This is a genomic window from Halopseudomonas sp. T1L2, from assembly GCF_055397385.1.
In genome coordinates this window covers 1,021,588-1,033,790 of sequence record NZ_AP040865.1, presented here as the reverse complement: position 1 = coordinate 1,033,790, position 12,203 = coordinate 1,021,588, and the positions used below count along the sequence as shown (strand labels likewise).

General features: G+C 57.4%; 9 protein-coding genes and 3 pseudogenes. 10 read left to right on the top strand and 2 right to left on the bottom strand.

Features of this window, described 5'->3' with window-relative positions; genetic code table 11:
- Positions 1–28: 28 nt before the first annotated feature.
- From ACZ5WQ_RS04855 to ACZ5WQ_RS04815, 9 genes and pseudogenes are all read left to right on the top strand, one after another.
- Positions 29–631 (top strand): DUF6151 family protein, encoded by a 603-nt coding sequence (locus ACZ5WQ_RS04855; protein WP_464383267.1) that lies wholly within the window; start codon positions 29–31, stop codon positions 629–631.
- Positions 632–766: 135 nt separating this feature from the next.
- Positions 767–2,476, top strand: a complete 1,710-nt coding sequence (locus ACZ5WQ_RS04850) for a sensor domain-containing diguanylate cyclase (protein ID WP_464383266.1) — start codon at positions 767–769, stop codon at positions 2,474–2,476.
- Positions 2,391–3,899, top strand: a complete 1,509-nt coding sequence (locus ACZ5WQ_RS04845; RefSeq protein ID WP_464383265.1) for a ferredoxin reductase family protein — start codon at positions 2,391–2,393, stop codon at positions 3,897–3,899. Before ACZ5WQ_RS04850 ends, ACZ5WQ_RS04845 begins: the two co-directional genes overlap by 86 nt.
- A 267-nt stretch (positions 3,900–4,166) precedes the next feature.
- Positions 4,167–5,834: a cation:proton antiporter gene (locus tag ACZ5WQ_RS04840; RefSeq protein WP_464383264.1), complete on the top strand. Its 1,668-nt coding sequence runs from the start codon at positions 4,167–4,169 to the stop codon at positions 5,832–5,834.
- A gap of 157 nt (positions 5,835–5,991) precedes the next feature.
- Positions 5,992–6,342, top strand: a complete 351-nt coding sequence (locus tag ACZ5WQ_RS04835; RefSeq protein ID WP_088274274.1) for a DMT family protein — start codon at positions 5,992–5,994, stop codon at positions 6,340–6,342.
- 60 nt (positions 6,343–6,402) lie between these two features.
- On the top strand, positions 6,403–6,711 hold the full coding sequence (locus ACZ5WQ_RS04830) for a hypothetical protein (RefSeq protein WP_088274275.1): 309 nt from the start codon (positions 6,403–6,405) through the stop codon (positions 6,709–6,711).
- 236 nt (positions 6,712–6,947) lie between these two features.
- Complete coding sequence (locus tag ACZ5WQ_RS04825; protein WP_088274276.1) at positions 6,948–7,208, top strand: YebG family protein; 261 nt, start codon at positions 6,948–6,950, stop codon at positions 7,206–7,208.
- A 428-nt stretch (positions 7,209–7,636) separates the two neighbouring features.
- Positions 7,637–9,280 carry a methyl-accepting chemotaxis protein gene (locus tag ACZ5WQ_RS04820; RefSeq protein WP_464383263.1) on the top strand — a complete coding sequence of 548 codons (1,644 nt, stop codon included), beginning with the start codon at positions 7,637–7,639 and terminating at the stop codon, positions 9,278–9,280.
- Between the two features lie 133 nt (positions 9,281–9,413).
- Positions 9,414–10,067 (top strand): annotated as a pseudogene (locus ACZ5WQ_RS04815) (IS5-like element IS1384 family transposase); the annotation flags it as partial.
- Between the two features lie 8 nt (positions 10,068–10,075).
- On the opposite strand, the gene ACZ5WQ_RS04810 reads toward ACZ5WQ_RS04815, so the two are convergent.
- A protein-coding gene (locus tag ACZ5WQ_RS04810) for an IS3 family transposase (protein WP_464383047.1) occupies positions 10,076–11,238 on the bottom strand; the annotation gives its coding sequence in 2 pieces (ribosomal slippage) (positions 10,076–10,983 and positions 10,983–11,238; 1,164 coding nt in all).
- 63 nt (positions 11,239–11,301) lie between these two features.
- Here ACZ5WQ_RS04810 and ACZ5WQ_RS04805 point away from each other — a divergent pair.
- A pseudogene (locus ACZ5WQ_RS04805) lies at positions 11,302–11,631 on the top strand (transposase); the annotation flags it as partial.
- 146 nt (positions 11,632–11,777) lie between these two features.
- Here ACZ5WQ_RS04805 and ACZ5WQ_RS04800 read toward each other — a convergent pair.
- A pseudogene (locus ACZ5WQ_RS04800) lies at positions 11,778–12,131 on the bottom strand (methyl-accepting chemotaxis protein); the annotation flags it as partial.
- Between the last annotated feature and the right edge of the window lie 72 nt (positions 12,132–12,203).

Sequence of the window (12,203 nt, the reverse complement as noted above, 5' to 3'; positions counted from 1 at the left end):
TAGCGCTTACAACAGAGGAATAAGGCCTATGGATAACCTGGCGCTACAGTGTCAATGCGGTACCGTCAGGGGCCGCGCAATTCGGGTCTACCCTGTCGATGGTACCCGTGTGGTCTGTTACTGCCGGGACTGTCAGGCATTTGCCCATGCACTCAATGCTGCCGAGCGCGTGCTGGACGCCCAGGGCGGCACGGATATTTATCAGTTGCCGCCAGCGAGGCTGCAGATTCATCAGGGGCATGACCAGATCCGCTGCCTGCGTCTTAGCGCCAAGGGGCTGTACCGCTGGTATGCTGGCTGCTGCAACACGCCAATCGGCAATACGCTAGGACCCGGGGTTCCACTGGTCGGGTTGATTCACAGTTTTATCAGTGACCCCTTTGCCGAGCAAAAGATCGGACCCGTGCGCGCACGAGTCAACCTCAAGGGTGCCACGGCAGAGATCCCCAGAGACAGTGTCAAGACCGCGCCAGGCCAGGTATACATGCGCAAGTTGCTGTTGCGGATGCTGTTGTGGAAACTGACCGGCAAGGCTCGCCCCAATCCTTTCTTTATGGGCAAGAGCCCGCGCGTAACGCCAATAATTCTCTCGCCAGGCAGCGCTGTCGAACACAATGGCGCCACCGACTGACAACAAGCCCCTTCCGCGTCTTGTTGCGATTTTCGCTGCCGCCTGCGGCCGGAGCCATTGGTAACAGCGCTGCTGTGGGTTAGTATTTCGCGCAAAGGCGGCACAATACGCCGGCATTTACCAAGGACGGACCTAGTGCTTTTCACTCGTACCCGGCAGATGGTTTTCTGGCTGCTGCTGAGCTGCTTCGCTTGCTTTGCCGAGGCACGAATCGTAATCGAAGCACTGCCGGTCAATTTGACCGACTTCCGCATCGACTACTACATCGACGATTCGCAGAATCTGGATTATCCCGAGGTCCGCGGCAAAACCTTCAGTGAAACCGCCAGTAGCACGTCCCTTGGCACCAATGCACGCGTTGCCTGGTATCGCCTGTCGCTTGAAAACCGGGCAAGCCAGACGTTAGATCTCAATCTGCATTTACCCCATGCCTACCATGTGCAATCCATTCGGTTTTATGAAGAACGTGATGGCACGCTGGTGCGCAGTGAAAAGCTCAACCTTGATCAGCCTGCAGATACCGGGCTGATGTTCCGCGGCAGTGCCATCTATCAGCTCACACTGCCCGCGGCAAGCAGCACGACGCTATATGTGCGCAGCCACGCCTATTCGCACCAATGGTTTGCGCTGAACATATACGACCTTGAGCATTCCCGACGAGCGCTGGTGGGCGTCTCAAACGACATTGCCCTTATGGTCGGAATGATGCTCGCGCTGGTGTTTTACAATCTGCTGCTTTACTTCGCCACCAGCAAGATCGAAAACATTTACTACTCCTGCTACCTGATCTCCGGTCTGGTCTGGATTGCCCTGTCATATGGTCTGGTTGCCAGCCTGTTCGATCTCTATGGTCAGGCTGTGTTTATGCTCAATCTGTCGCTGATCACCATGCCCATCTTCCTGTTGCTGTTCATGATGGCCATCTTTGAGACTCGCCAGCACTATCCGCTTGAGCACCGCTGCCTGCAGTTCGTTCTGGTACCGCTGTGTGGCATGTTCATCTGGGGGTTGTTTGACATTTCCGCCGCGCTGAAGCCGGCCAGCAGCGTGGCGCTGGTGATGATGATCGTCACGCTGTCGGTCAGTATCTCTCTGCTTCGCAAGGGCAACCCGCTGGCCAAGTATTTTCTTCTGGGACACCTGCTGTTCGTGTTGTTCAACACACTGGCGGTGCTGTTCTACAAGGGACTGATTGAGCCGAACTATGTCGCCAGTCATGGCGTAGGCATTGGTATCGTGCTGGAAGCACTGATGCTGGCGTTCATTATTTCCCACCGCATCAGGATACTTGAGCGCATTCGCGCCTCGCAGGATGAGCTGAAACGTCAGGCCGCGACGGATCCGCTGACCCGGCTGCATAATCGCCGGTATTTCGCTGCAACGGCGGAGGCCCTGCTGAATCAGTGTCGTGCTCAACAGCAGCCTGTGGCCATGGTGATGGCCGATATCGATCATTTCAAGGCCGTCAACGACACCTGGGGCCACGCGGCTGGCGACAAGGTGATCGAACACATCGCCCGGATTCTGAAAACCTGCAGTCGCAACCGCGATCTGCCGGTACGCTTTGGTGGCGAGGAGTTTGTCATCCTGCTGCCGGATGCTGACCTCAATCAGGCTCTGCAGTGCGCGGAGCGCATTCGTTCGGAGGTCGAACGCAGCCGGTTTGACATTGGAACTGACGCTCCGCTGCATGTCACGCTCAGCCTGGGCGTGACGCAGCTGGATACCGCCCACGACAGCATTCAATCAGGCTTGTCACGTGCCGACGAAGCACTTTATCAAGCCAAGCACGCCGGCCGAAATCGAGTCTGTTTCGCGGACACGCCGTCGCGCACGTCAGACTAGATCGTTACATTATCAGGCTACCAATCAGGGCAACCGCCGAAGACTGTTTGATCGCCTTGAGTCGACAATCAAGCTGGACCAACTGATGAACCGAATCAAACTTGTGCTCTTGTTCCTGCTGGCTCTCATTACCGCAGCCTGGCTGGCCGCGGACACGCTGATGCCTGACCCGTTTGGCTATTTCACCTTTCGCAGCGTGTTCGTTCAGTATTCCGGCCTGCTGGGTATCGCGATGATGAGCGTTGCAATGGTTCTGGCTACCCGCCCACGCTGGCTGGAGCGCCATCTGAACGGCCTCGACAAGATGTATCGCCTGCATAAATGGCTCGGCATTGGTGCTCTGATCGCCAGCACCGCGCACTGGTGGTTTGCCAAGGGCACCAAATGGATGGTTGGCTGGGGCTGGCTAACCCGCCCCGAGCGCAAGAAGGATGGCGCCGCACAGGTGTTGCCTGCCATTGAACAGTGGTTCCGTGACCAGCGCGGACTGGCCGAGTCGATCGGCGAATGGGCGTTCTATGCGGCCGCCATCCTGATCATTCTGGCGCTCATCAAGACGTTCCCTTACCGATGGTTCAAGAAGACCCATAACTGGCTGGCGGTTGGCTATCTGGCGCTGGCCTGGCACAGCCTGATACTCGTGAAATTCAGTTACTGGACCCAACCGGTTGGCTGGTTGACACTCATACTGCTGATCGCCGGCAGCGTCTCGGCCATTATGGTGATAACCGGACGCGTGGGCAGGGGTAACCGTGTCGTGGGGCAGATTGAGGAGCTGACGCATTATCCGGGCCTGGACGTTATCGAAGCCAGGATCGCGCTGCGCGAAGGATGGCACGGACATGCTCCGGGGCAGTTTGCCTTTGTTACGTCCAAGAGCGGTGAAGGCGCCCATCCTTATACCATTGCCTCGGCCTGGAACCCGTCAAGGCCAACAGTCACCTTCGTGGTAAAGGCGCTTGGCGACTGGACCTCGCAGCTAAAGACCTGGCTCAAGGTTGGCATGCGGGTGAGCGTTGAAGGGCCTTACGGCTGTTTCGACTTTTCCGATCCGGCACCGCGACAGGTGTGGATCGGCGCGGGTATTGGCGTCACGCCTTTCATCGCACGTATGCACTCCCTCGCGCAGCAGGGCGGCGAGCATAACGTCGATTTCTTTCATGTGACCCGCGATGTTGACCAAATGGCACTCGACAAACTCACTGCGGATGCCGCTGCGGCCGGTGTCCGCCTGCATCTGCGCCTGTCCTCCCGCGATGGGCACCTTACGGCGGAGCAGATCAGGACCGTGGTTCCCGAATGGCGCCAGGCCAGTGTCTGGTTCTGTGGGCCGACGGAGTTCGGCCAAACGCTGCGCCGCGACTTTGTCAGTCAGGGCTTGCCTGGCGCACGGTTTCACCAGGAGCTGTTCGAAATGCGCTAGCCCTACCGAGTGCTCTCACTGATGCATTCAGCGTGGCGACTGTCTCGCTTCCCGCCCGAAGTGAGTGTTCAGGTGGCACTACCGGAAATGTGCTGTTGCAAATTCCCCGCGACGTGCTCCGCCCTGCCCCGGTAAAACTGCTCCCGATCAGTCATTGCCGGCGCGGCGCCGAGTATATTGATCGGCAACAGCATCGTCGGACCGGTTAGCCTGCACGCTGTTTAAAGCAGCGTCGGCAGCCCGCATCAGGGAGTCAGGGAGTAAGGCATGGACGGAAATATTTTCGTACAGATCGGCATTCTGCTGGGGTTGTCTGTTCTCGGCGGCGCCCTGGCGCAACTGCTGCGCCAGCCGCTGATCGTCGCCTTCATTGCGGTTGGCATTCTGGTCGGCCCTTCCGGGCTGGAACTGTTTGCCCAGAGCAGCGAGATCGAGCTGTTCGCCCGCCTCGGCATCGCCCTGCTGCTGTTTGTGGTCGGCCTCAAACTGGACCTGCATATCATTCGAACCGTCGGGCCGGTAGCACTCGCTTCTGGTCTCGGTCAGGTTGTCTTTACCTCTGTTGTAGGGTACCTGCTTGCCCTGCTGCTCGGTCTGTCGCACGTGGCGGCTATCTATGTTGCGGTAGCGCTGACTTTTTCCAGCACCATCATTATCGTCAAGTTGCTCTCCGACAAGCGCGAGATTGATGCCTTGCACGGCCGCATCGCGGTCGGCTTTCTGATTGTCCAGGATATCGTGGTGGTGCTTGTCATGATCGGTCTTACCGCATTCGGCAAGGCCGATAGTCAGGTAAGCCTTGGCTGGGAAGCGCTGCAGGTTATGCTCAAGGGGATGGCAATGCTGGCCGTGGTCGCCTTGCTGATGCGCTATGTGCTGCCCGCGCTGCTGCAACGCCTGGCCCACTCGTCCGAACTGTTGATGCTGTTTGCCATCGCCTGGGCGGTGCTGGGCGCGGTGGCAGGCGACGTGCTGGGGTTCAGCAAAGAGGTGGGCGCCTTCCTCGCCGGTGTATCGATCGCCTCTACTGCATTTCGCGAACAGATAGCGGCGAGACTGGTCAGCTTGAGGGATTTTTTGCTGCTGTTCTTCTTCATTGAACTGGGCGCTGCACTGGACCTCGGCATGCTCGGCGGGCAGATCGGCGCATCAGTGGTGTTTTCGCTGTTCGTGCTGATTGGCAACCCGATAATCGTCATGATCATCATGGGCGCAATGGGGTATCGCAAACGGACCGGCTTTCTTGCCGGGCTGACAGTCGCCCAGATCAGTGAATTTTCATTGATTCTCGCGGCGCTTGGCTACAGCCTTGGGCATTTGCAACAGGAAACTGTCGGGCTGATAACGCTGGTCGGCTTGATTACCATCAGCGTCTCCACTTATATGATTCTGTACTCCCACGCGATATATGAGCGTTTGGCGCCCTGGTTATCAATTTTTGAACGAAAGGTACCTTACCGCGAGCGCGATGGTTTGCCCGACGAGCAGGATACTGTCGACGTGCTTTTGATTGGTCTTGGGCGCTACGGTGCCGCGCTGGCTGATAACCTTCGGCGCCGCGGCTGCAGGCTGCTCGCTGTGGATTTTGACCCAGCAGCGGTTCAGCAGCATGTGCGTGACGGTTATCAGGTGCGTTACGGCGACGCTGAAGATCCGGAGTTTATCGCCACCCTGCCGCTGGGCAGCACCAGTTGGGTTGTGAGCACTGTCCGTGAACGCAGCGTCAACCTGATGCTGTTGCATGGCCTGAAACAGAGCAACTATCGTGGCCAGGTGGCCATAGCCAGTTCCGCTAGACACGACAGCAAGGTGTTGGCAAAGGCTGGCGTGGATCTGTTGCTGATCCCCTACGCCGATGCGGCCAAAGAAGCGGCAGACCAATTGCTGGCACGGACGGCAGCGCGAGATTCCGCACCGGCTGCCATGCCGCAGTGAGATATCTGCCACGGCCGATGGCACGGTGTAACCTGCGGTAGCAACAGCCGATACGTTGACGCAGACTTGCCAAGGCGCCTGCCAGGCGCGAATATGCCGCGGCATTCAACTCGGCGCTGCCTGCGCCCGCCTATCCCTACTTGTCGGAGCGCCGGTCATGCATCCTGTGCTGATCTCCATTTCGCTGCTGGTGTGCAGCAATATTTTCATGACATTCGCCTGGTATGCCCACCTCAAGGAACTCAATAACAAGCCCTGGATCATCGCGGCCCTGATCAGTTGGGGTATTGCCCTGTTCGAGTACCTGCTGCAGGTGCCCGCCAATCGCATCGGTTATACCGCGCTGTCGGTCGGTCAGTTGAAGATTATTCAGGAAGTCATCACCCTCTCGGTGTTCGTCCCCTTCTCGGTCATGTATCTGAAGGAACCGCTGAAACTCGATTACCTGTGGGCAGGTCTATGCCTGCTGGCTGCGGTCTACTTCATGTTTCGGGACAAACTGGCTTAACTGCCGAGGCAATTCGGGTCATGCTGCACAGGTACATTCCCCCGTCTGCAAGGAGCGCACGTGCTGATCCCGCTGTTGGTCAATCTGATGATGCTGTTCGGTAGTCTGGTACTGTTTTTCGCCGCTGCCGGTATTGCCAACAATTGTGACAACCTGACAAAGCTGGAAGAGCGCATTCTCAACAGCAGTCTGTTCGTACCTGGACCGCTGCACCTTGTTGCCCTGATTGCCATAGCCCTGGCCGCCATGGGCCTGATCCCGATAGACGATCCAGCCTGGCTATACCTGCCGGCTCTGGTAAGCACCGGCTACTGGGTATGCCTGATCGTCATCAATGCCCGGAAAAACCGGTATCTTCGGGCAGACTGATCTGTCCTGACCGCCTGACTGCCATTATCCGGAGTTACTGAAGCGCCGGACCTTCACGTGTTGCCAACACCATCGCGTGCTCAGAGCAGCGCTTTGTGCAAGCTGGCTCGCTCGGGCTACAGGCGCGTTTGTTAATGGGAGATATATGGGTCTTTACACTGTACGCACATACAGTAGAATGAGCAGCAAAACCGGCCACGCCGGTCACTCCACTCGCCAACAAGCCAGAGGTGCGCATGGCCGTTGAAATTGTTTATCGCAGCAGCAGAGACCCGGAGCAACTGTTCATGGATAAAGCCCAAGCCGACCGTCATGACAAGATGCTGGAGCTGGCCGAAAATCTGGGCGAGGTACTGCAGCGTGCCGTTCCGCAACTGGGAGAGCAGCTGGCTGAAGAAATCAGTATCTACATGGCGCGCAACCGCGAGGTCTTCGCCAAGGCTTTCAAGAGTAACCCCGAGGCCCTCGCCGAACTGGATGCGTCCGGCGCGGCCTGATGCCGTTACTGGTACATCCAGAAGTTCGGATGCGCTTGCGCAACCTGAACAGGACGGACTGAATCACGACGGCTGATGATGCGTTTGATCATGCTCATGGTGTAGCTCCTTTGCTTGCTGTTTCGAACATGGGAGGCATCATGAGTCATATCGCACGATACCAAAAACGAATTAGATCTATTTGATTTATTGAGAAAAGCAATTAACCGCGCAGGCACGGCCGATGTCGCTGGCCAGCCCTTTGCTGCTCCTTTCCCAACCTGCGCTGACACCGGGCAACCACACCTTCCAGTGCTTTAGCCCTTCCCACCACTCCGTTGCCCTGTTTCCTCCGGCAACTGCTACGCTGACAGAAACGAAAGCAATATCGTTAAGCCACACCTGAACGTCACCGTTGTGCCAATCGCATCTCGCCGGGGGCTTTGGCTATGAACCTGCTTCGCCGTTTCTCCATACTTCAACGCCTGGTTACTGTGACCTTGCTGGTGTTGATCATAGTGCTCGGGCTGGTGACGGCCTTCGCAGTTGACTACCACAAGACGCTGCTTGATGGTCGGGCAATAAAAACCCAGCACCTTGTTGAGTCCGGGCTGGGCGTCCTCCAGTATTTCCATCAACGGCAACTGGGCGGCGAGCTGACCGAACAACAGGCGCAGCAGCAGGCCGCCGCCGTTCTGCAAGGGATGCGTTACGACGGCAATGAGTATTTCTGGATACATTCCGATGACCTGCGGATGATCATGCATCCCTTCAGCACGCAGCTGGTAGGTAACAGCGTCGCCGACATCCAGGACCCCGATGGAAAATACCTGTTTCGGGAAATGGTTGCGGTGGTGAACACGCAATCAGCCGGCTTTGTCGACTATATGTGGCCCAAACCCGGCGTTACTGATCCAGTACCGAAAATCTCCTACGTCGCCGGCTTTGAACCCTGGGGCTGGATCCTTGGGTCGGGCATCTATCTTGACGATATCAGTGAGACCTTCTGGGCCGATATGCTGCCCAAACTTATGGTTGCAGCGCTGGGTCTGATGTTGCTGGTGGGTATCAATCTCCTGATCGCCCTGAGTGTCAACCGCCCACTCGCCCAGGCAGTGGCGGCAATGAACGACATTGCAACCGGCGACGGAGACTTGTCACGCCGCCTGGACGCCAGCGGCTTTGATGAAATCAGCGAACTGGCGGCAGGGTTCAATGCCTTTACCGATAAGCTGGCGCAGGTCATAGACGAATTCCGTGAGGTGGTAGCAAACAACCGTCGTATCGCTAATGAAGTTGGCCTTGCAATGGGCAAGGCGGAGGCCTCTTATAACCAGCAGAACAGCGAACTTGACACCATTGCATCGGCGGTTGAGGAAATGAGCGCCACCTCCGACGAGGTCGCTCAGCGCATGTCTGACTCCGCAGAGGCTGCCAGACAAGCCAGCGGCCACGCCGCGGACAGTCAACGCACAGCAGATACCACCTCGCAGAGCATGCGCATGCTTGCCGGCGATCTCGCCCAGGCCGGTGCGGCCGTGGATGAATTGAGCGCGCAATCGAATACCATTGACTCGGTGCTTGAAGTGATACGCTCCGTTGCAGAACAAACCAACTTGCTGGCCCTGAACGCGGCAATCGAGGCGGCACGCGCTGGTGAACAGGGACGGGGCTTTGCCGTGGTAGCAGACGAGGTGCGCACGCTCGCCAGCAGAACACAGGCATCAACCGACGAGATTCGCAGCATCATCGACTCATTGCAGGCCGTCACCGCCAAAGCCGTCAGCTCTATGCAGAGCAGTCACCGGCAGTCCGAAAACATGCAACAACAGGTCGAGAACTCGCGTTCTGCGCTGAAATCCATTGCTGTATCGGTCGATACCATCACCGATATGACCAGCCAGGTGGCTGCTGCTGCCGAACAGCAATCAAGGACCAGTACCGAGATCTCAGCAAGCCTGAGCCAGCTCAGTAACTTGGGCGACAAGGTGCTGAGCGAGCTGCAGGACACCGCGCTCAACACCCGAAAGCTGACTGACTCGGCGCAGCAACTGGAACGCCTTATCGGTCACTTCAAGACCGGACACGGATAGAGCTGTGCGTTCGCGCCTTTATCAGTAACCTTGCTACTGCGGCGCCAGGCCTGTCGGGATGGCTATTAAGGAAACTCTGAAAAAGACTTTCTGATTTGGCAAAATACCGCGACCCCACCCACCGAGTTTCCCGATGAAGCAGATGACCTTCGCCGACGCCGAGTACGCTGGCAAGCGCAAGCAAACCCGCAAGGAGTTGTTCCTGATCGAGATGGACCGGGTGGTGCCGTGGAAGGGCTTGATTGCTTTGATCGAGCCACATTATCCGAAGGGTGAAGGTGGCCGTCCGGCCTACCCGTTGATGGCGATGCTGCGTGTGCATCTGCTGCAGAACTGGTTCGGCTACAGCGATCCAGCGATGGAGGAAGCGCTGTACGAAACCACGATCCTGCGCCAGTTTGCCGGGCTGAACCTGGAGCGCATCCCCGACGAAACCACCATTCTCAACTTCCGCCGCTTGCTGGAGAAACACGAGCTGGCGGCCGGCATCCTCGCTGTCATCAATGGCTATCTGGGCGACCGCGGCCTGTCGCTGCGCCAGGGCACCATCGTCGATGCAACGCTGATCAATGCGCCCAGTTCGACCAAGAACAAGGACGGCAAGCGCGACCCGGAAATGCACCAGACCAAGAAGGGAAACCAGTATTATTTTGGCATGAAGGCCCACATCGGCGCCGATGACGAATCGGGTCTGGTGCACAGCGTAGTGGGCACGGCGGCCAATGTGGCGGATGTCACCCAGGTGGACAAATTGCTGCATGGCGACGAAAACGTGGTCTGCGCCGATTGTAGTGGTCAACTGATCCCGGACACTGTTTTAAGTTTTTCTTCTGCCACTACCGGTGCGATCCCCCCATTGAAGGCATGGGGCCGCTCCTGATTGTAATATCCCATCAGGTAGCTGCTGATATCCTTCCGGGCAGCGGCCAGGCTGTGGTAGCCCATCGGCGGTATCCATTCCGTTTTCAGGCTGCGGAACAGACGCTCCATGGGGGCGTTGTCCCAGCAATTTCCACGACGGCTCATGCTCTGTACCAGGCGGTAACGCCAGAGCCTTTGCCGGAACTTGCGACTCGCATACTGCGACCCTTGATCCGAATGGAACATAACCCCGTGGGGGCGCCCACGCTGTTCCCAGGCATGATCCAGAGCCTGAACAACCAGATCTGCATCGGCGGTATCAGACATAGCCCAGCCGACCACCCGACGGGCATACAGATCCAGTACTACCGCCAGATAGCTCCAGCGCTGCCCCGTCCAGATGTAAGTGATATCACCACACCAAACCTGATCAGGCTGTGCCACATCAAACTCCCGATCCAGTCGGTTAGGGATATCCAGCCGCTCCACTGTTGCTCGTTTGTACGCGTGAGGCCCCGGCTGCTTGCAGACCAAGCCCAGCTCGCTCATCAGCCGGCGCACCTTGAAGCGACCGATGCCGACTCCCTGGTCGTTCAGTAAACCCTGTATGGTACGGCTACCTGCGGAGCTGCGGCTTTTGTTGAACAGCTCGTTAACCTGGGCCCTCAGGGCTACACGCTCAGCATCCACACGCTGGACCTTCTGGCGGTGTTCGTAATAACAGGAACGATTGATATCAAAGGCTGCGCACACCATGTCAACCGGGGCTTGCTCTCTCAACTGGTCAATCAGCGTGTACGTTTCCAGTCGTCCGACATCAAGAGAGCGGTAGCCTTTTTTAGGATGGTCTTCTCCATCTCCAACCGCCGGCAACGCTCTTCCAACTCCTGAATTCGCTGCTGCTCTGGCGTCATGGCTTTGCCTTTAGGGGTTACACCCTGCCGCTCCTCAGTGAGCTGTTTGACCCATTTGCGCAGGACACTTTCAACCACACCCAACGATAGGCTGGCTTGAGTAATGCTGTAGCCTTGGTCCAGCACCAGGCTGGCTGCTTCCTGTTTGAATTCAGGGGTAAAAGTACGTCGCTTTCTTGTCATCGAACACCTCTCAATGGCGAGTATTGTCGCCTAGTTGGTGTCCGGTTTCATTAGACCACTACAGATGCAGGCTACACCGGTGTCGAAAAGCGGCCCGAGCATGAAGGACGTGAAGTTATCTGGCAGGTGGCGGCACGCCGCAGCACCTACAAAAAACTCGATAAGCGCAGCGTGCTGTACAAAGCCAAGCGCAAGATTGAAAAGGCCAAGGCTCAGGTGCGCGCCAAGGTCGAGCATCCGTTCCGGGTAATCAAGCGCCAGTTCGGTTACACCAAGGTGCGCTTTCGCGGCTTGGCCAAAAACACGGCGCAACTGGTGACACTGTTCGCTCTGTCGAACCTGTGGATGGCGCGCCGACATTTACTGGCGAATGCAGGAGAGGTGCGCCTGTAATGTGGAAAATGGCTGCCGCGAGGTGCTCGCGGCGGCTAAAAACACAGAAATAAGCGGGTGATCTGAGCGTTTTTGATCGATTTGCCGCTTTTAAAATCGGCAGGGGCTGAAGTCAGCCAGAAATACACAACTACTTCAGACCATCCTTAAGGGGCGTTTAACAAGCCCGATGTCGTATGACAGACGTTTTCGGCGCCCTGACGGATTTCCTGCATGATTGAGCTGACCTGTTGTATGCGCCCGTTTCCTTCCTCTGCGGTCATACTTGCCGAGCCGATCGTGTCGGTTACCTTGCGAGTCAGATCACGATTACGCTGAACAACCTCGGCAATTTCCGCAGTGGACTTGCTCGTACGCGCAGCCAGCTGACGCACTTCATCAGCCACAACCGCAAAACCACGCCCCTGCTCACCAGCGCGAGCTGCCTCGATTGCGGCATTCAGCGCAAGGAGATTGGTCTGGTCGGCAATGGCCGAAATGGTTGCCACGATCTCTTCGATATTTTTGGACTGCGCATTGAGGTGCGCAATCAACTCGCTGGCGTCTGCCATCTGAGCGGCGATGCGTGCCGA